We start from the raw sequence: 21162 nt of genomic DNA, 5'->3' as shown, positions 1-21162 counted from the left end.
TCACAGGACAGTCGACAGCATGTACCGGTATGGTGCTAGCTGCAGAAACTGCTGAATGTCTTGGGGGGCTTGCTGCAACACAGCCAATGCGCTTTTTAGCCAGCGCTGACGCTCATCAACCAGGTTGGAATCTCTGTTAAGACCAAGCATGTCACGAGCCTGAGTGACCGCATGCTTGCGCTTCCGAGTCAGGCTAGCAATAGGTTCGATAGTCCCGTCGGTTGAGAGCGTCCACTCACTGTTGCAACCCGGCCCGGGTTCGATGGGCAATAGACCGTTGTTCTTTTTCTGCCCGCAGGTTTTGGGGTTGATGCAGCTATGGCCATAGTTGGTATAGGTGAAGCACAGGTGAGGATGAGCGTTAGCACCCGCTTTCGGCTTTATGTGCTCAACCTGCCCTGTAGTGGGGGCCAGTGGACTCTCACAGTACACACAAAGCCCGCCCTGATCAGCGTTGAGGTCAGCCTTCACAGCTTGCTTTACCGGCTGGAATGTAAGGCTGTCGAAATCAGCTACTGATGCGTGCGGATGCGTAGCGATGAATACAGAAAGCGCAGGCGTCGGGACAGCACGATGGTGCAGCTCGATCATGCCTTACCTCCTTGCACCGCCTTGTGCTGCGCCAAAAAGCGCCAAGTGACCAGATCGCTTTCATGGATCTGATAACCAGCCTGATCAAGCTCATGGCGCAGAGTCTTAGCCTGATCAGAACTTTCTTGGCCAGCACGTACTAGCTGCTCAAAATGGCGTATCTGCTCTTGAATCGGCAAGGGTGGCTCACGGTGGGTACCCATGATCTTGGACAGAGCATCACCTGACTCGTGCGCAAGAGGGCTGAAGTCGGGCATAACTGCACACAATCCAGACTCCGTCTGTTCTACAACCCTAATGCTTTCCCGGCGAACAGTGCTAAGCACCTGCGGGCTATGGGTGGTCACGATGAATTGGATTTCAGGAAAAGCACTTTGCAAGGACGCCAGAATCGTTTGCTGCCATTGCGGATGGAGGAACATATCCACCTCATCGATCAGCGCGATACCAGGCGTTTCCAAGGGCGCACGCTCTCCCAAATGAGGATTGAGCTTGCAAGCACGAAACGCCAGATCGGCAACCATGGCAATGGCGTTACGCAGGCCATCACTTAGCATATCGACGGGCATTACGCCCTGCACGGGATGGTGCATGACCAACTGCTGCTGATGGCTGGCACTGTACTCAAGGTCATACCAGCCGGTAGGAGCCTCGATCAGGGTATTGATGGCAACCTTGATCGCCTCGATGATTTGCAAAAATCGCTGACCTTTTGACGACAGCTCCGAATTTCTTTCCAACGCTGTCAATTGCTCTTCTCGGTAGCTGCGGTAGATCCACCCGAACCAAGCGGTAAAGGTTTTAAAACTCGAAGAATAAGACAGGCAATTGAGATAGCCAGAAGTGCGAGAGTATTCGCTCTTGTCGAGGGTCGTTTCGGCAGCAACAGAAGTGAAGCGCCCTTCAAACCACAGCCGAGAGGTACCCAGATAGCTGACCAGCGGCAGGGTCACCTGCTGATCGCTACGTACCTGGCTTTCCAACGCCTTACCATGAGAGGTCATCGCCTTGACGGCAACATCGCCTGTGGTGTTTGTGCCTTTTTTCAGACTGCTGCGTTGTTGTAGCCAGTGCCTGTTGCGTTCGTTTACCGACCAATCGCCCCAAGCATCGATGACGCTGGGAGTCTGCGGCTCCATATTGCCTTCGTTGAGCAATGCCAGGCGCACGTCATCGATTTGGATGGTAGCCGCCTTGCCTGTCTGACTGCCCAGATCGAAGCCTTTGACAAAGGGCCATAGCGCAACCCGCGCAGCGTCCAGCAGAGTGGTTTTGCCGCCGCCATTGGGGGCGATCAGCACTGTCAACTTTTCATGGAATTCGATTTCAAGCGCATCGAAGCAGCGATAGTTCTGCAGGCGCAGTTTGGTTAATTTCACTGACTTTTCTCCGGCGTGATCGCACGCGCCAGCAACTCGCCCAGGTCGTAGTTGACACTGGCTATGCCGAACTCCGGCTCACTCTTGAATGGGTGCTTGATGTAGTACGGACCGTCCACTTGCTCACCATCCACCAGCACGATGGCGAGGATGTATTTCTCACCCTGGTTGTAGCTAGAGAAGATCTCGTTCTTGGTCACGGTGACAGTGGTTGAGCCCTTTATGCGTCCTTTGACTTCAATATGTCGGTCATCCTTGATGCTGCCATCCGCGGCAACTGACGGACGCGCAGTAATGTCCCAGCCGCACTTCTCGGCGGAAACATCCTTCACGGTATGCCCCAGAGCCTGTTCAGCTGCAATGACGGCATGCATAGCAGCCCACTCAACACGCGAGCGCGCTTCTGCATCTGCGCAGAATGCGGTATCGCCTTGGCGCTGGGCCAGCAGTCCGGCAGGAATCACTAGGGCTCCGCCAATCACCACAGGGGTGGCAGAGCTGACTTGTTGCATGGCCTGTAGCTCGCGGGTGCGCTGCTCCAGTCGAGCTGTCAGCTCCTCATAGCGGCGGCGTGCATTTTCCGGCTGCATGCGCGGCTGTTTGCCTGCAGCCACGTCGTCACTGAGCTTGAGATAGCGATCTGACCAGTAGTTGATTTCCTTGACCAGGCGCTCATGCACAGCGGCCAGCACGCGCTCGGCCTGACACTCAACACGGGTTTTCACTTCGCTGAAGTGCTCGGGCACCAGTTGTTGCGAGGCATGTTGTAGCGCGAGATTTTCCAGATTCTGCTGCAGCCATGATGCGTTGAGCACGTCCTGCACCAGAGCAATTTCCTCCGGCTTGATCGGCAAAAGATCAAGGTGTGGAGCCCAACCAGCATTGCTGCTGTGGGCCTGAGGGTCGATCTCCACAAACTGCAGGCGGCGGGAGACGATTTTGGGCTGGTCAACACCACTGCTCGCGCTTTCACGCACGCTGTGATCAAGCATGAACAGCACTTTAGGGATCAGACTGTCATCATTTGGATCGACCAGTACTGAACCCTGCTTAAGCTTGCCGCGATGTGCACTCAGGGTAATGTCGGTCAGCGCCTGCATCAGCGGATGACCGGGGTGGATCAGGTCCGCCATGGGTTTGCCAGGCACACGTACCTGCTGCTTCTCGAAGCAGATGCGCTCGTACTGCTTGAGCACAGGTGTACGGGTTTCACCGATTACCCGGTCACGCTCGCGCAATGAAGCCGGCACGTGACGAATCTCGTAGCGCGCAGGTTCGCGATTACGCAGCTCGCCACCAACACTGGTGAAGGCTTCATTGAAAAAAGCGCGGATGAAATAGGGCTGCAGCTTGCGGGCTTCGGCCTTCTCCATTTCCTCTTTGACGGCATACAGCTGGTCGAGGCTCATGTGTTGCTCAACCAGTGCATTGCGACGGAGGATTTCACGCAAATGCTCGGTGTCCAGTGCACCTTCGATGACCTGGTTTTGCCGTGCACGCACTTCGGGCGAGTCGCCATAGCGAATGGCTTCGATCAGCAGATCCTTGAGCGATACGTTGTCGAAGGCCTCGCCAAGGATGTCGAACACCTTACCGCCCAAGGCCTGCTTTTCGATTTCCAGCTTCTCGAACAGCTTCTGGAACACTTCACCTTCGCGGGTCTCATTGGCGACGATGTTCCATAGGTGGCAGACCTGATCCTGGCCGATGCGGTGAATACGGCCAAAACGCTGCTCCAGGCGGTTGGGGTTCCAAGGTAAGTCGTAATTGACCATCAGGTTGGCGTTCTGCAGGTTGACGCCCTCACCCGCCGCATCGGTGGCGATCAGCACCAGCACACGCGGGTTGTGGCGAAACTCTTCCTGCACCTTGCGCCGCTCATCACGGTTAGTTCCACCATGAATAGTGACGATGGCCTGCAGATCGCCCAGCATGTCGGCGATGCGCTTGACCAGATAGTCCAGCGTGGCACGGTGCTCAGTGAAGATGATCAGTTTTCGGCGACTATCGCCGTTGTACATCTGCGGGGAATCCTGCAACAGGCAAGACAACTCTTCCCATTTGCGATCACTACCGGAGGCCACCAAGCGCTGCGCCTGTCGCTCCAAGCCTTGCAGCAAGCAGATTTCCGTTTCCATTTCGGCGATGGTTTCGGCTGCACTCGCCTGATCTACCAATTGGTCGGCGTAAAGCTCGTACTCGTCAGCGCTGAGGTCGTCTTCCATCTCGTCGAGGTTGTCTGGCACCTCGATGCGCTTTTTCACCAGGTATTCACCCAGCACGCTGGCGACACCACCACCGCGTAGATGGAGCTTCTCTTCCTCGACGCGATTCTCCAGACGCTTGCGACGATTGCGCAGGGACTGGTAGATCGCCTCAGGGCTAGAAGCCAGGCGGCGCTGCAGTTGAGTAAGAGCAAAGCCAACGTTGTTTTTGCGCTGGCCATCGAGACGATCAGCCAGGTTCATCTGGTTGCGCACGTACTCTGTCACATCGTGATAGAGCGCCGCCTCCTGATCAGACAACGAGTAATTGGCTGTGTAGGCGCGCCGCTCCGGGAACAGTTTGGTGCCGTCGAACTTGAGCAGCTCCTCCTTGACCATGCGCCGCATTAGATCGGATACGTCAACCTTGTGGGCACCCTCGCGGAACTTGCCGTAGAAGCGATCGCCATCAAGCAGCGAAAGCCAGATCTGAAAGTCTTCTTCCTTGCCGTTGTGTGGGGTGGCGGTCATCAGCAAGAAGTGACGAGTAATCGAACCGAGTAGCTCTCCCAGCTCGAAACGCTTGGTCTTGTTGACCTTGTTGCCAAAGTAGTTAGCCGACAGCTTGTGGGCTTCGTCGACGATGATCAGGTCCCAGTCGGTATTTTTGAGCTTGAGCTGGTAGTCCTCGTTGCGCGACAGCTGATCGAGACGGCAGATCAGCAGATTTTGCTCTTCGAAGTAATTGCCAGTGGCGCACTGCTCCTGCTTCTCACGGCTGAACACCTCGAACTTGATGCCGAATTTTTCCAGCAGTTCGTCCTGCCATTGCTCGGTAAGCGAGCCTGGCGACACCACGAGGATGCGCCGGGCATCGGCTCGCATCAGCAACTCGCGGATCAGCAGGCCGGCCATGATGGTCTTACCGGCGCCAGGATCATCAGCCAGCACAAAGCGCAGTGGCTGACGCGGCAGCATGGATTCGTAGACGGCGGAAATCTGGTGCGGCAACGGGTCGACGTTGGAGGTGTGCACCGCCATCATCGGATCGAACAAGTGAGCCAGTTGGATGCGCCAGGCTTCCAGGGCCAGCTTGAAATCGCCACCAGGGGCATCAAAAGCCCAAGCTTTACCGGCCTGGGCAAGTTCCAACCGTGCTTCATCGCTGCGGAAAAGCATCTGGTCGCCATAGCCACCCGCACTCTTCTGGTAGACGACGCTGATTGCCGAGTCACCGACCTTGTCGACACTGACGATCTTGACCACCTCGTCGCCATGCAGGCCACGAATCTGGGCGTCTTTTGCGATGTCTTCCAGCTTGACCATTTGAGCTTCCAGATAATCGTCAAATTGTTGAGTTTACTTGGATATGATGGACATCGACACTCGAATCAACCCCGCCGATCCAGAGGCCTGATCGGGCATTAAATGCCGACCAACCACTCATCGAGTATCTGACAGACAATCCTTCGACATAGGCGTTTTTGCTACATCGCTGCGTCCAGTGCACACCAGACTGATGCTCATGCCTGATTGCAATCCTGCCGCATAATTGGCGTTCGCCTCATCCAGCTCAAACTGAAGCGCCATGAACTGATCTAGTGTCGTCGCCGGCTGATCGCAGTGAAGCGGTAGCCATTTGCGGACGACGTTGGCATCGCTACCGTGGCTCAAGGCGCCACCTGCCACTGATGCGCCTGGCTTGATGCACTCCTGAACAAACTGAGACTTGAATGGATTCGGGTAAGAGATTCGCTGGCGCATGGATATCCCGGGGATAGGGGCTATGATGTCCGCGTATTTTTAAGCGGGCGCGATAGCCCTTAAAGCTGGAGCTCGGAAGGCGACTTGTCTTGCTCTTTACCAATCATCTATACGTATATCAGAGAGACCTGCTTCGTCCTTGAGAAAAATATCCATGGCGCAACCGAACTCCATGAGTCCGCGAAACAACACCAACAAAAGGCCCTGGAAGCTATAAGCGAGGTCGTCCGTATCAATCTCCGAAACATCCGCGGCGCAGATGAAAGCAAAACCATTTCACATGACCAACTCGTAGCCGATTAGCTCGTTGAGCGTGCGGTACTGGTCGGAACTGTTCGCCAGTCCCTCAAGGTGAGGGTTGGAAACCAGCCCGCCCTCAGGCAGGGTCCCCGATTGATCACCTTTCTGAATATCAGTTGAGCATCGAGCCCCGTCGAGAGCCGTAAACAGCGGGCATCTGCTCAGCGCCTGCTGTATCTAGCATTTACTAGGTCTTAGCTTGCAGAGCGGTTGATGTCGTTCAGCGGAATACAGGCAGAGCTTGCGCCCATCAGGTAGTCGATCTCTAAGTCAAAAGGTAATACCCAGAGCTCCATCCCGTTGCCATACTCAAAAACGGGTAGCGTTTTCTCCAACCCAGACCAACGCGGATAAATTAGCACTAGCGTGGGAATATCCGACCTTCTGCGATACTTATGGCCATATGCGAACAACTGATAGAAGTCACCCTGACTGAGGGCATAGTTCGACTCAGGCTTGCGCGCATCAATTCGCTTCCACTTAGTATCCAATATCCAGCGCTGCTCGGGCGTATCGATCAGCAAGTCTGGCTTTAGGCAAAACATCCAACTGCTGTCATGCTCACACAAGTACTGGCTGGCAGCCTGTGATTTCAGCCTTGCACCGAGCGCCAAGCGCTGTTGCAACCAGCTCTCCACATAGCGCTCAAATAGCTTTTCCATCGGGAACAACAAGCTCATGCCTCGCCATTCACCAGTCACGGCAATTGGCATGTGCTGATTGAGAATCAGCTCACACCAAGGTTTGATGGCGTGGTAGTGCGCCATCAGACGGTCGTGACTCCAAACACGCAGATCTAGGCTCACCTGTCGACTAGCCGGCACCTCAGCCAACATAGCCCGCAGCTCGTTGGCCAGGCGCCAGTTGGTGGCATTCTGCGTGGTCTTAGCCACCTGCTCTAGCGCTAACTTGAGCAGACGATTCTCAGCGCGGTCAGGCAAGAACACATCATGGCGAATCTGGAAGCGATGCTGTCGTCCTGGAGGCTGGCGCATCTGCGCAACCACGTTCAGTTGCCCGCGCAGAAAACTCTGTTCCTCTTCGACGCGCAGATAATCGAAGCGCACCCCTCGCTTTACCAACAAGTCCAGCTCATTTAGGAACTGCCCCATCACCCACTCGCTGAGGGGAGCATCGAACAGCTCAAGACTGCTCACCGACGCCTCTCGCGGCTTGATCTGCAACGCACATTGAATCAGTTTACGCAGCAGCCGCCGACTTTTTCCCTGACAGTCTCCCTGCTCATGGTGCTTAGGCAAAATCTCCAGCTGCGTACCACAGGGAGTCTCCAACACACCCACATAGGAATCCCACTTCAGGGAGCGTCGTCCTTCCACTTGCAGCAGCGTGGCACCATTGCGATTGAAACTGGCACTTAGCTCGCACAGCCAGTCGAAGGCGGTTTCGGATATCTGTGCACAGTCGAGGTTGCCAGGTGGAACGACAGCAGTAGTTAACCTGGCGTATTCACGAACCGTGACGTGAGTCTTCAAGGGGTAAGCCCCTCAAGCTCTGCGACCGAGACACCCGCCTCCACCTTCGCCTTTATCACTCCAGCATATGCGGAGAGCTTGCTGAACGCGGATGAATTGATGTGCCAGACTCGATCCTGCACCGGCACATCGCTTCCAAACAGCAGGCTTATATCTTGGGCATGGCGCTGCACGAACTGGTCCGCAGAAGGTTTTCGGTGGTCGTTGAAGACCCAAGCAATACGCTGCCAGTCTTCGAAAAAATACTCCTGCAGCAATGGCAACACCTGGTTGCGGAAGATTAGTTCCAGCTGGGCCAGTGTCGGGTCATCCTTTAGCTGCATGAAGTAGGCATGGCCGAGGCAATGCTCGCGACCCAGCAACACCGCGATACGCTGGTTCATCACCCGTAATAGCTGGCCGACATCGACAACTCCTTCAACCATCACACCATCAAGAAGCTCAGGGCGTGGCGGCATTTCATAAAAGGTAAAGCGTCGACGAAGTGCAATGTCCAATCCAGCCAACGAGCGATCGGCTGTGTTCATAGTACCCAGCAAATACACATTGTCCGGTACGCTAAAAGGTTTCTTCGAATACGGCAGCTTCAGACTCAGCGCCTCCGCAGCCCCCTCACGCTTGGAAGGCTCAATCAGAGTGATGAGCTCACCGAAAATGCGCGAAACATTCCCGCGATTGATCTCATCGATGATCAGTACGTACGGCTTGCGCTCACTCGTCGACGCGGGCACCTGCTCGACAGGCTGGACGCCTTGCTGCTGCAAATAGCTAAGCAAGTCAGCCCAGGAGAAACGGTTCATTGCATAGACCGTTTTCAGGGTGAATTGCCGGCCATCGTTCAACGGCAGAATCGAAAGATTGATGTCGCGATAAAGCCAGGATACCGAGCGTACATGCTGGTAATCTCCGATGATGCCAGCAGGCGCCCTCTCCTCGTAGCGATAATCGCTAGTGACCACCCCGATGGCACCAATCATGTCGGCCGAATGAATGCACAGCAGAATATCACCCACCACCATTTGCTCGGCGAAGTAGCTCAGAGTGCCCCTATCTCCGGAGCCCAGGGACTGGTAGTAATCACCCTGTTCGGGTGACTTGCGCAAATCGCCAGTACTCCCCCAGCCGATACGCGCCTCACCATGCTGAAGGCAGTAGGTTTTAGTCGCTGACGCACCCGTGCCATTGATGGAAATCTTCCAGATACGTGCCTTATCGCGAATGCCGCTTTCAGCTTGGCCATCTCTGGTGCGCGCGTCGTCGCAGAGCTGCTTGAAAATACCCGGCTCCACGCGATATTCGATCTGCGCACTGTCACCGTCGGTGTCTGCACGCAGCCCCTCGACAAAATCCTCATAACTGAAACTCTGGTGGAAGGTTACGAAACGCACACGCTCGTCCTTCACCAATTGATCGAAGCGCGTCTTGAGACGCTTTCGCGTGCCCTTATCCTCACCAGGGTTCTCCGCTAAAAACTGCGGGTCGAGCACACCCAATGCGTGGTTGATGGTGGCATAGGTTTTCCCCGTACCAGGCGGGCCATAGAGGATACGATTCAGCTCCGACGCGCCACCCTGATCCCGAGATTGCATGAGCTCATCTCCTTCCTGTTCGTAGTCGTCATCTTCAATCGCGTAGTCAGCTGGCACATGCCCCACGCCCTCCAAGGGCAGCTCTCCAGGCTCGAAGACATTGCCAATAGCCCTGAACCAGTCCTCAACATCCGACTGCAGTGGGTAGGAGCTGAATCTGATTTCCCAATCGAAACCATTCTCTTCCATTTGATGCCGAAAATTCGCTGAACCACGCAGGGAGCAGCAGACTTCCCCACCGCTCCAATAGAACGAGAACGCCACCCGGCCTCGAGTGCTTCTGGTTGAGCGAACTCCGATTCGAATATCTGGCGGGTTGATGTTGACCGTCCAGTGGTCAGCCTGCGGGAATCGCGTACGGAAATTTTCCAGCAACGCCCAGACCCAGCGTTGCTCCTCAAGCGAGGCCCTATTGATGAGCGCCTCAACCTTAGCGTTGGAATAACCTTCAATCATTGGGACATCCTGGCTTGTATCTGAATAACTCGGGACTGAAAAAACAGGTAGCTTGCCGAGCAAGCGGCCTAACTGCAGGGCCACCCTAGATATCTGCAACGCCTTTTGAGAGGGCGGCCTCCGCGTCCGGAGACATCGCGGATTGCAGCGCTAAATAGCGCATGCACCGAACTCCATTGCCCCGTTCTCTGCTCGATACCGAATCACGCCCGCGAGGGGTACCGTGCCCCACAGGTGCTATCCCAACCCACTTCTGGTGAGCACACTGGCAGGATATGTCGCTCTACTGAACACACCAATAATGGGTGTTCATACAGGTCAAGTTTTCGATCAGGATACTTGCGATGTGCGGTGCAAAGGCACGTAGTACGGGCCCCAGACCCGAGCACGTGTCAAGTTTAGGTACAGGCTCAGCCGATACTGGCCAACCAGGTATCAACGATTCGCCTACGCTCTTCGCCCCCCAATGCTGCCACCCCGTTTTTGACCAACGCCTTCTTGTCACCCGTGTGAGGATTGCTGACGTAGGTGCTGATATTCGGCAGAGCACCCGGGTTGGCGCTCCAGCGCAGATTGAAGGCGGCGAGCTTGGGGAACCAGAACTGGCTGGCATAGGGCAGGCTGTCGTGAATCCACCATGCCAACGGGGTCCAGTCATCGGTCTGGTCATACCAGGGCAGCAATGCCGGCACTACGATGCAAGCTGTGGCGCCTAGGTAACCTTCTGCATCAGGGTAATCCCAGATGTGCGAGGCGTAGTTCTTCTCGTTGGCGGCGCAGCTGTACTGGTTGTTGTTCTCGGCTCCCTTGGCATTCACCGCTGGCGAGCGATAGGCCGAGCGAATAACAATCCGGCCGAAACGGCCCTGCAAGGGCTCCAGCAGCTGTTCGCAGAGCTGTTTTCCTGCCTCGATGGCGCGATCCGGGAAATCCGGAATATTGGGAATGCCCTCGATCTGGCTGATTTCCGAGTAGAGGAAGTCACGCATGAAGAAGTGGGTGGACAGCCTTACCCGTCCTAGATCTTCCAAAGCCTTGACGGTGGTGGGCTTATTCATCGGCACGCCTCTCGGCAAATCCACTGGGAAAAATGATCAGCTCACTACCGGATAACAAGCGTCACCCCAAAGAGTCTCCGGGTTGTCCAGCATCAGCTGGATGATCAGGGGGACTAGCTTGCTTAGCAGACTGCAGCAATCACGCAGTTGATCGCGGTTGACGCTGCCGTTCCACGTAGCTCCACCGTGGATGAGTTGATTGCGCAGGGTATAGATGCGATTGAACAGTACCCCCAACACCGCTGGTGTGTTGCGACTGGCAAGTGCTAGCTGAGCGGCACGCTTACCGTTGCTAAAGCGCTCTTTCCACTCCGCCTCGCTGATCTTGCCATTTTGATGGTCCCAGAAGCTCTGGAACACAAAGGGGTTATCCAGCAATACACGGATGCTCCCGGAGAATTCAGACCAGACGAGCATCTCGATGCTGCGCGAAACGTCGAGTGAACAGAGCTTTTCCAGAAAGGCCTTGAAGGTCTCCTGCTCGGATAGTCGACGTTGCTCGTCAATATCCGTGGCATAGGCGGCGTTGAAAGCAATCCACAGGAAGATGAAACGGCCGTCGGCATCATCGGCCTGCTCGGCGCGGTTCAGCCAACTGAGGGCACGGTGAATACGTAGGCGGAGATTGGGGTGCTGTTGGTCTCGCTCCAGGCGATGACGCTCCTTCAAGGCGTGGTACTGCATGCGACGACTCCCTGTGACAATGGCGCAACGATAGCAGCCCTGCCCAAGCGCTGGAACTGCGACGATGTGCTATAGCGTCACCTGGCATAAGCGTGGCTACTGTGGGGTGAAGTGGCGGACCGATTATCTAGGAACTACTCAACCAATCGCTCCGCACCGCTACTTCTCCCCGTCACTGATAGATCCACTGTCGGAGCTCCTCCAGGTTCGCTACCACGATCTGCTGTGCAGCAGCTTTCGCCTGGATCTTGTTCGGATCGATCTGGTAGCGCTGCAACACGTATTGCACCAGAGCACCGCGGCTAGGGATCAGCAGCTGCTCCTGCTGCATGCCATAGTCCTGCGCGACGATGGCCTTCTGCTCCGGTTTCAAGCGCGGGTCAGGCTCAATGATCACCGTCACTTCGGAGGACCAACCTGTGTCCTCTTCTCGTCCGTTTTCGGAGGCATCCAGTACGTCCGGCTCGCCGCGGAAACGGCTGAGAACGAAGTCGCGATAGTCCCGATTCTTCTCGCAGAAGGCTCGGACATGCCAGCGTATGCCGGTATAGATGAGCGTGTGTGGAGCGATGAGTCGCGTTTCCGGTACTGGATTAGCCAGCGAGACATACTCGCACTCCAGCCGCAGCCCCTCACGGCAAGCCCTAAGCAAAGGACGCAACACCTCTGGCTGCACGGATCGATCCGGCACCTTCAGCACTTCAGTATGCGCATAAGCCAGGGCCAAGCCCTCGATATGTGGTGCACGCTCTTTGTTCTGACTCAACAGGTGCAGATAGGCGCTGGCACTGTGGTCGATGAACTTTGGTGAGAACCTCAGGCTAGGGACATAACCCTTTAGGTGCTTGTCATATGTCAGGTTTTTAGGCGCATGCTCGGCGATGTAAGTGTTGATGTCCTTCGACGCCTGCTGCCGACTGATACCGAAGCTCTGCATCAGATGTCCCGTGGTGAGCCGCCCCTCCCACCAGGCCACAGTTTCGATCAAGCGATAGCGCAGCGCCAGATCCCAGCGGACAGATTCGATCGACTGCTTGCGTTTCATTGAGCCCTCTCGTGTTCGAAAACTTTACCTGTACAGGTAAACACCATGGATATGTCGTCAGAAGCTACATAACCTGAAACCGTCATTCAACAGATTCAACAGTGAACTGACGCAAATGGGGCTGTGTACAGGTATCTGGAGTGCGCTGATACCAATTGCTCTGGCGGCGTTGTCGATGCTGGGCGCGTGCAAACTCGCACAGCCAACTCAGCTCTGTCAGGGACTTCAAGCACAGCTCGAAGCAGTGCTCAGCATAACTGGCGCGATGGTGATGCATGACCAAGAGTTGAGCGCAGCCTTATGCACACAGCGCGCCATGTCTAGCAGTTGCAGAGCGGCTGAAGAAGTCTAAGGAGCGAAATATGAATTGTCTGGGCAGGATCAAGGGCTGCCTGCTTGGTGGCGCAGTCGGAGGTGCCTTAGGGGCCCCGGTGGAATTTCTCGATTGGGCAACCATTAAGCGGAAGTTTGGCCCGTTAGGTATCCGGGACCTTGGTCAGGCCTACGGCATCACCGGAGCGATAACCGATGACACGCAGATGATGCTGTTCACGGCCGAAGGACTGTTGCGCGCCCATGTCAGGCAGGCATCGCGCGGTCTCTGTCATCCACCATCGGTAATCCATCACGCTCTATTGCGCTGGCACCTCACGCAGGGCGGCGAGCCAGCCACTGAGGTGGCAAAAGACGGATGGTTGATTCAAGAGCACGCGCTCTGGTCTCGCCGTGCACCGGGTATGGAATGTCTATCGGCGCTGCGTGATTGCAAGTCCTTTGGCGAGCAGGCGAGTAACGACAGCAAGGGCTGCGGTGGCGTCATGAGGGTAGCGCCTCATGCCTTCTTCCCTAGCCCCTTCGAGCTAGCGGCTGAGTCTGCTCATCTCACTCACGGGCATCCGACCGGATATCTGGCCGCCGGGCTGTTTGCCGACATACTAGCTCGCCTCCTACTGCCTTCCTGTTCGTTGGAGGGAGCAATCCTGGATAGCCTCCGGCAGTATGGAAAATGCGAAGGCTTGAGCGAGACACGCGAATTCATCGAACACGTGTTGGCGCTTTATCAGAAGGGCATTCGACCGACGCCCAAAGTCATTGAGCTACTAGGTCGCGGATGGACAGCTGAAGAAGCACTGGCCATCGGATTGTGGTGTGCATTGATGGCCGACAGCTTCGAGCAAGGCGTGACCTGGGCTGTCAATCACAGTGGTAACAGCGACAGCACAGGGATGATCACCGGACAGTTGCTCGGCATCCAACTCGGCTGCGCCAGCATTCCAGAGCGCTGGCTCACATCGCTGGAGTTGCGAGACGTGATCGAACAACTCGCCATCGATATCCATGAGGTGCCGCGCATTTACGGCGGTGAATCTGGCGAGGATCACGCCCACGATGAGCAGATCCGTCGGCGATATCCTGGGTGGTGATTGAGGCGCCCCTCAACTTGCCCAATCGCGCGACAGGAAGACTCGAATTGCCCCTTACGTCAGCGACACAAGCTGTCGTGTGACACACCTAAATTGCTGAGCAGCAAAGACTGAAGGTCCTCCTATGCCTATTCCACCACCGCCACTCACATTTAGGTGTTCACGTTGTTCGTGGCAGAAAACGTCCCTGCCGAAGAGCGATGCGCTCTTCGTTGGTCGAGATTTCTACACATCGTGCCCAAAATGCGGGAGACAGCCGGTCGAGCACCGTTTAGCAACACTATTTGAAGTAATGAAGGCACGACTCGCACAGAGGCTTGAGCAGCGAATCAGGGCGTTTATGGTTAGGTAGCACGACCCGACCAGTCAATCTGACGAGAGTGGCCAGTTGCCACACGCCGACCACTTCCTCCATTCTATGGACAGCTCTAGCCAGCCAAGGACGACGGCATTGCCGCTACATCTACACGCAAACACCAGACATGGCAGGCATCCAGCTAACGCCTCTACGCACTCGGAAGAAACGGCCTTCCCATGAACGTAATGAATGTCATGCCTCAATTGTCCCTGTCCGAATCCGGTCCGGTGAACGAGCGCGGAGAATCCGTCCATTTTCGTCAAGGTGATCTCGATGGAGCCTGCGGTCCTTACAGCTTAGTGATGCCGTTGGTGACCAACGCCATCATCCGCCGCGAGGAAGCCTCCTATATGGGACTGCGCGACGGACGCACTCGGCTAGGGAAGTTCCACCATCGCCTCACCGAATTTGGTGGTCTGATTAGCAATGGCACTGATGAGTACGATCTTGACTGGTTGGGTGAGTGCTTTAGCCGCCAGATCGAAATCGAAATACTAGAAGGCAATACCCGCTCCATGGTCGATCAACTGGTCGAAGCTATTCGCCAGGGACACTCGAGCATTGTCAGCGTCAACTGGCCTGGCGGCGATGGCCACTGGCTGTTGGTTGTTGGCTACCAAGGCAAGCTTGTCGACAAAGGCATCGATGGGACAAAAATCGAATGCACCCACCTCCTCTGTTTGGATCCCTTCTGCGAGTCTCCTAAGGTCTCTCTCTGGAATGCGGTGCTCGAAGTACAGACCAAAGACGGATTGGTACCCAATGCGGGCCGCTTCCCATCAAACCACTGGAGTGGTTCCGCTCCCAGCAAGTGCAAGATCATCAATGCATTGGCAATTGTGAAACGGAGATAGCCCACGCCCCCATGAGCGGGACGCCGCCCTAATCAGTCACAATCATTGCCCTATAGTCGAGCCGATCACTTTTAAGACTGGAGCGATTTAGCCGGTACCTGACCCCAATGGCCTTAAAGCCAATTTTTCGAAACCGTCGGCTACGTTGTCAAAGCCAGCGGCCGCCCTCATCAGTTCAGCTATGAAATGGAGATGCTGGATTGTTCGAATTCTTTACGCAACTGCTCAGAGCCTTAGACTCCCCCGCATCACGGCGCAGTACATCGCCAGCACAGCCACGCCCTTCGTCGCGCCCTATGCGCAGCAGTGCACCAACTCTTGGTATTGAGAACTGCGGTCGAATAGTAACCGGTCATGTGGTCAAGGTATTAGCGGGTTCTGTACTGGTGAAATATGGTGATACTTCGGTGTTGATCCCCCGTCATGAGTTGCTGGAGGGAAATGCCAAGGCCGAGAATCCTGCAAGCCTGTTCAGCGAAGGAGACAACCTAGAGCTCGTGCTCATAGGGAAGGATGAAAAGGGCTGGAAGGGAAGCGTCCACGCCCTGCCTGAGGCGCGGTTACGCCAAGCCTTGGGCAACCTTCAGAAAGGCGACACATTGCAGGCTCAAGTGACACGGATCGAAGATAAAGGTGCCTGGCTACAGGCCGGGCAACTCACACTCTGGGTTCCTCTGGGCGAGATCAGCTGGAGCTGGATCGACCATCCGTCCGAGGTTTTGAGCTTCAATCAACAGCACCTAGTACAAATCAGCAATATTTTGCTGAACGATCAGTGGCTAACGGACAAACGAGCTCGTCGGGCCCGCATCAGTGCCAGCATCAAGACCTGCCAGGCACAGCCAGTCGAGACTCGGGTTACCTTGCACTTCAAGGCCATAGAGTTTCAGGTGCGGACCTTCGCACGCGTGCCGAGACGCTGCGACGCAGTTGCCCTGTTTGTACTTGAGGCCCTGTATCAGAATCATGACGTAGCTGATATTGCAGAACTGACCGGCTTACCAGTGGCCTCTGTGCAACAGCTGGTAACGTTGCTGACCGAAGAGGGGCTAGTAAGTGACCAACAGGTCTTGGCTTCAGGACGGCGATTGTTGGCAGGGCTAGAAATATCCAAATCGCTTAACGCGTCGAACGTCGGCGGTCTATTTGCGAGCGCCGCACCTGCAAACCAGCAGATCCACCCGCTGAGCCGTGAGAGCGATAGCTACCCACGCCACCTTCCAACACCTGTTATAAACCCCCGACAGCTGAGCCGCTTTTTGCGCATGCGCGGAGAGACATTGCCCGATGGTTTGTTGAACCAAGCCCAAGTGGGAGAAGAGCAACGCGAGCAACTCGCAGCCATGCTCGGCAACCCACATGTGCATGTGTTCTTGTCGCAAACCCCTAACTGGAAAACCTTGGCACTCGATGTGCCTACTCGCTGGTTGCTTGCTGGTTTATGGAAGAACCTTGAAGCAGTAGGACCGGTGCCTTTCCGACCAGCACCCAAGGAGCAGGGATGCGAAACCGTATTGATGGTTCGTTATCTACAAGGCGAGCAGCCTCTATTCTGGGAACCTGCCACCCGCACACTGTGGGCACCGCGCACTGGAAAGCACAAGGTTAATCAGGCCGACGTCTGCGAAGACGATTTCATCCAGCACATGCCCGCCGAATTGGCACAACTCGTGGCCCAAGCCAGCGCTGCGACCTGGTGCTGGGTACAGCTTTAGAGCGAACGACTATGGCTCCTCAGATTCCACGACATGCGTTCTATTTCACTAAAACCTTTATTTCCACAGCCAGTCGGCATGGCGTTGCCAATGGCCTCAAGAAAGCCGCAGCCGGCGCCAACCCATTGCTAATGAGTATCGAGGCCGCATCTGCCGTATTGGGCGCGGTTGATTCATATCTAAAGCTGCGCCAAGCCCGTGCGCACCGGGACGGTCTCAAGACACTTATCCCGAAAGAGGAAAAGCGCCTAGAACTTGAGCGCGAGGCATTAGCGCAGGATATCGACCTAGCCCGGCGAGAAATGCAGCACACTGCGATTGCACGACAGGCTGTAGGACGAATGATGCTTAGTTGCGTACAACTGACACGACACTGCCTAGATGAGCTCGCTCTGATCAGGAGCAGTGAGTTACCTGATCTTCAGGCATTCGAGGAAACCCTAGAGCGTCTGATGGAGGCCGATCAAGGCCTGCGGCGCAGCATGGAATATTTCAATAGCAGCACCGCCTGCGTGGAGTGATAACGATGTCAAATAACAGATTTAAACTACCAGAAAGTCTCACCAAATCTAAAACAGCAGCGACCAGCCAATCAGGTAAAACGAGCAGCGACGCGCTAGACCTTGCCAAGGAACGAACATTACAGGAGCAGCTTAAACGCGATACCGCTTTTAGCGGAAACAGGGCTCAGGTACTGACCGAGGGCATCGGCCTACTCCGAGACTTGGTCGGCGTACTGCAGTCAGCGGTGGATGTGAAAAAGACAGCGACTGAATGGAATGGGCGCGTAAGAAAAGCCGAGGAAGAGGTAAAGCTTGCACAAAAAAGGTTAGAGCAGATACAGGCAGAAAATGAGCCTCTGCACCGACAGCTAGACAATCTCGACCTAATACTGGGACCAGTAATGAGCGCGTTTAACAAGCTGGAGTCCGTCATGGACCCGTCCTTGATCGACAACGACCACCAGCGAGAGGTCAGAGCAAGCATGGAGTTTTATATGGCACGTGTAGTTGAGCTGGTTATGGCAGGGAAACGCTAATCAATGTTCATGCTCTTACTCGCGGGCATCACCCTGACCGCGACCGCCGTCAGTTGGTGGAACGGAAAACGCCTAGATGACGTACAAGCGCAGATTGAAGAGTTAGAGGCTGAGTTGGCATCCATCTACGCTGCTCATGAGCACAAGAGCATAGCGTTGATTCGCCCCTATCTAATTCAACTTTCTGCGCTATTCGATAGCGAGCTAGCTATTCGTACGGAAATTGCCAGTGAGTTGGAGCGGGCGCATGCAAGAGCACAGCAGATCTTGCGACAGCGCTTTGGTGCACGTGAGTCGGCAAGTTTTCGCCAGATGACATTGGAGATTGAGCTGGCCCGAGCACGCATTGCCGCAGAGCGTACATATCTCTCGCGTACTGCGCAGTACATCCGAACACTCTACGACGTCCTGCCGGCGCAGATCCCAACCGTTGCATGGATTGAGATGCCGGAGGACTACCCCTGTGAAGGGGCAATTGTCACGCTGTCTGCGGGTTTGCCTGGGCGCTTGCACGACTATGTCATCGAAGCCGACGAGTTTGATGGCCGAGGTGTCTTTTATGCTGTCGATCATCAGGCGCGCTGTGCTCGTATTAGTAGTGACCGGATGCAACTGCTCGATGCTGCGCTAGCAAGCAATGCAGAGCCTCTGACTGCGACGGTGGTGCGTTTGGATGGCAACGCGGTAGAACTGGAGACACTCAATGCCACACTGCGGCTTCCGCTAGGGAAGAAAGAAGGACTATGGATAAAGCCTGGTAGCGAGTTGGAAGTATTCGCCGATGGCTGGACGCTTGGAGATATTCTCGGTAATTCGCAGTCTGGAGGACTCCCGGTCAGGCTACACCCACGAATTACTGGTTTAGAGGAATACTGGTGGCCGGTGGCATTGGGGATCAATGAGAAGCAGATACCACTGATCCAAAAAATCTGGGATTACTTTCAAACACCTGCGATTCAGGATAGGCCCTGGCATATCTACCAAAAAGAAGATGGATACCTAGTATTTCAATTGGGCCGCTATGCTCTAGTCACTGACATCAATTCACAGCAGAGCTGCTTTCGCCTGAAGCATGTGCTTGAGCTCAATGAGACTCCCGAAGACGTCTTGCGCTGCTACGTAGCTCTAGCACCTGTTTTACTTGGTAGTACAGACGAAGAATTAGAACGGAGTAATCGATTCGAACTATTCGTTTGTGCATTGAATGACGAACGCCTTGGGCAGCGGAGTGCCGCCCAACAACGAGCGGTGGCCATGAGCCTGCGTAAGCTGTCATTGGTGTATCGTGAGCAACAGATACATTTATCACAGAGTGCTAGTTGTGGCTTCTTGCCCGGCCGGGTGGAGGACAGCGGCCGCAAGGTAATCGGCACCCTGAGCATGCAAGGAATTCCAAGCTGGCTGAAGAGCGCATTAAGCGAAAAAGGCACGCCACGTTTACGGGCAGTAGGTAGGAACCGGATATGGCCATTACAATCGTTCAACCTATTGGATCCACAGCTAGGTATTTGCGAATTCACGCTGGTAGCGCCAAAGCGAATGAGTCAGAGCGAAATAAATCCTTTCGACTTATATCGTCTTGAATTGGTAAAGGAAGGCAGTCAGAAGGAAACTCTCTCCAAAGCTCTAGAGCGTGCAATCACAGGAGACTTCATAGCTCCCAACGTGCATAACGCACTGCTCTCACTTGATCCTGAGCCAAGGCCTGCACTAAATCTGGGGCACGACGCCGTGATGCAAGCGCTGGACTCGAGCGAGCCTGTCGTAGCCATTTGGGGGCCTCCAGGCGCCGGAAAGACCACCACGCTGGTGAAATGGCTCAAAACACTTTTCCCAGAAGATGCACCACTCCAATGGCCGCGCATCCTAATCACCGGCCCTACCCACGTGGCGGTGACAAAACTGATCGAAGACCTTCTCGAAGCCGCAGATTATTTGCGCCCTGTAACTGTGCGCTACGGAAAAGAAGACAAGATCAGCCCACCCCTTTTGCCGAATTGGCATCAAACCAGACTCGATGGGCTATCCACCGGCAATGCAGAGATCAATCCCCAACTGCACGAGAGCTGGCAGGCCCTGCTACGTTCTCGTAGAGGGCGTGAAGCAGCTAGCCGCTGGAGTTTTCGTGACAAGTTGATCCATGGCGCGACCTGCACTGGTATGGCCCGCAGCGACTTGGCCCTGCTCAAAGACCCCTTCGATCTAGTGATCGTCGATGAGGCCGGCAAAGCCTTCGCTGCCGAGTTGATGATTCCAGCAGCCATGGCTCGACGCTTAGTCCTAGTCGGCGATCACAATCAGCTGCCACCGACAGTGACTGCTGATGCCCTAGATGATCGAATTGGATATACGCTGCCACTAGAAGAAGTAGAAACGCTACTTCGCAAGAACTTTTTTCAAGAGCTGTATGACGGCCTAGCGCCGCAGGCCAAAGGGATGTTGACTGTGCAATACCGCATGCATGAACACATCGGTAATCTAGTCAGCGAGCTGTTCTACAAAAAACAGCTTCAGTCTTACCGAAAGGGTGGTGAATGGACCTTAACCACTGCCCGAACCCTGTTTGTTGATTTTTCCAACATGCAGAACTATCGCCACAAGAAAGCTGATAGTAGTGACATGGCGTCGTCATTGGTCAACTCGACCGAACGCGCCGCACTGTATCAACTGCTCAAGACACTAGACCAACGTGTGCGAGCGGCGGGCACACCGTTGGAGTTGTTGATTATTTGTCCCTACAAAGGGCAATTGGAAATAGTGAAGCGTGACATTGAGGGGAAGCCCTATGCGTTCAATCCGAACGTCGCCACGGTAGACGCAGTACAGGGCGGGCAGGCAGATATGGTTATCCTGCTGATGACACGTGCCAGTGGTAATGTTCAGTTTCTGCTTGATCGCCATCGCCTGAACGTGGCGCTCTCTAGGGCCCGCGACGCAGTTGTTATATTAGGGCACCTTGACTGCCTGGCACATGAGGGGCATGGCCCTGTTGCCGAGCTGATCAAAACTGGGGAGGCCGCAAAGACCTTGAAAGTAATCAGCCTTCCTGCAGATGCGCGATTTCACAAAGATCTTGTGCCGCAAGTGTTCTCTCAGCCCTGAGAACTGACCTGTCCCGGTTCAGCTGGGGGCTCTGAGCACTTGGGTACGAGTTGCATAGCGGCGTATTGAAAGCCATCACCAGCACAGACTCCGAGCCAAGAGTAGGA

The 21162-nt window shown here is 55.2% G+C and carries 15 protein-coding genes; 6 read left to right on the top strand and 9 right to left on the bottom strand.

What is annotated here, in order from left to right; translation table 11 throughout:
• The 9 genes from P3W75_RS06205 to P3W75_RS06165 all read right to left on the bottom strand — a co-directional run bounded on the left by P3W75_RS06205 (position 1) and on the right by P3W75_RS06165 (position 12563).
• Positions 1 to 591 (bottom strand): retron system putative HNH endonuclease, encoded by a 591-nt coding sequence (locus P3W75_RS06205; protein ID WP_276226488.1) that lies wholly within the window; start codon positions 589 to 591, stop codon positions 1 to 3.
• A complete protein-coding gene (locus tag P3W75_RS06200) occupies positions 588 to 1970 on the bottom strand; it encodes an AAA family ATPase (RefSeq protein WP_276226487.1) in 1383 nt (460 codons plus the stop codon). The genes P3W75_RS06205 and P3W75_RS06200 overlap by 4 nt, the downstream gene beginning before the upstream one ends.
• Positions 1967 to 5500 (bottom strand): helicase-related protein, encoded by a 3534-nt coding sequence (locus tag P3W75_RS06195; protein WP_276226486.1) that lies wholly within the window; start codon positions 5498 to 5500, stop codon positions 1967 to 1969. Before P3W75_RS06195 ends, P3W75_RS06200 begins: the two co-directional genes overlap by 4 nt.
• A 117-nt stretch (positions 5501 to 5617) precedes the next feature.
• On the bottom strand, positions 5618 to 5938 hold the full coding sequence (locus P3W75_RS06190; RefSeq protein ID WP_276226485.1) for a hypothetical protein: 321 nt from the start codon (positions 5936 to 5938) through the stop codon (positions 5618 to 5620).
• 494 nt (positions 5939 to 6432) lie between these two features.
• Positions 6433 to 7731 (bottom strand): McrC family protein, encoded by a 1299-nt coding sequence (locus tag P3W75_RS06185; RefSeq protein ID WP_276226484.1) that lies wholly within the window; start codon positions 7729 to 7731, stop codon positions 6433 to 6435.
• Positions 7728 to 9776 (bottom strand): AAA family ATPase, encoded by a 2049-nt coding sequence (locus P3W75_RS06180; RefSeq protein WP_276226483.1) that lies wholly within the window; start codon positions 9774 to 9776, stop codon positions 7728 to 7730. Before P3W75_RS06180 ends, P3W75_RS06185 begins: the two co-directional genes overlap by 4 nt.
• A 410-nt stretch (positions 9777 to 10186) precedes the next feature.
• Entirely contained in the window at positions 10187 to 10834 is a 648-nt protein-coding gene (locus P3W75_RS06175; protein WP_276226482.1) for a peptidase M15, read from the bottom strand.
• Between the two features lie 36 nt (positions 10835 to 10870).
• Positions 10871 to 11518 (bottom strand): HEPN domain-containing protein, encoded by a 648-nt coding sequence (locus tag P3W75_RS06170; RefSeq protein ID WP_276226481.1) that lies wholly within the window; start codon positions 11516 to 11518, stop codon positions 10871 to 10873.
• A 172-nt stretch (positions 11519 to 11690) separates the two neighbouring features.
• Entirely contained in the window at positions 11691 to 12563 is an 873-nt protein-coding gene (locus P3W75_RS06165; RefSeq protein ID WP_276226480.1) for a helix-turn-helix transcriptional regulator, read from the bottom strand.
• A gap of 362 nt (positions 12564 to 12925) precedes the next feature.
• On the opposite strand from P3W75_RS06165, the gene P3W75_RS06160 reads away from it, so the two are divergent.
• The 6 genes from P3W75_RS06160 to P3W75_RS06135 all read left to right on the top strand — a co-directional run bounded on the left by P3W75_RS06160 (position 12926) and on the right by P3W75_RS06135 (position 21055).
• Complete coding sequence (locus tag P3W75_RS06160) at positions 12926 to 13987, top strand: ADP-ribosylglycohydrolase family protein (protein ID WP_276226479.1); 1062 nt, start codon at positions 12926 to 12928, stop codon at positions 13985 to 13987.
• Positions 13988 to 14521: 534 nt separating this feature from the next.
• Complete coding sequence (locus P3W75_RS06155) at positions 14522 to 15199, top strand: hypothetical protein (protein WP_276226478.1); 678 nt, start codon at positions 14522 to 14524, stop codon at positions 15197 to 15199.
• Positions 15200 to 15606: 407 nt separating this feature from the next.
• The gene (locus P3W75_RS06150) at positions 15607 to 16914 is read left to right on the top strand and encodes a S1 RNA-binding domain-containing protein (protein ID WP_276226477.1); all 1308 of its coding nucleotides are present in this window, start codon (positions 15607 to 15609) and stop codon (positions 16912 to 16914) included.
• Between the two features lie 11 nt (positions 16915 to 16925).
• Complete coding sequence (locus tag P3W75_RS06145; protein ID WP_276226476.1) at positions 16926 to 17435, top strand: hypothetical protein; 510 nt, start codon at positions 16926 to 16928, stop codon at positions 17433 to 17435.
• A gap of 5 nt (positions 17436 to 17440) precedes the next feature.
• Entirely contained in the window at positions 17441 to 17953 is a 513-nt protein-coding gene (locus P3W75_RS06140) for a hypothetical protein (RefSeq protein ID WP_276226475.1), read from the top strand.
• 3 nt (positions 17954 to 17956) lie between these two features.
• The gene (locus P3W75_RS06135) at positions 17957 to 21055 is read left to right on the top strand and encodes a DEAD/DEAH box helicase (protein WP_276226474.1); all 3099 of its coding nucleotides are present in this window, start codon (positions 17957 to 17959) and stop codon (positions 21053 to 21055) included.
• Positions 21056 to 21162: the final 107 nt, after the last annotated feature.

This window comes from Pseudomonas citronellolis, from assembly GCF_029335315.1.
Lineage (GTDB): Bacteria > Pseudomonadota > Gammaproteobacteria > Pseudomonadales > Pseudomonadaceae > Pseudomonas > Pseudomonas citronellolis_A.
The sequence above is the reverse complement of the archived record's forward strand: the minus strand, read 5'-3'. Positions and strand labels throughout refer to the sequence as shown.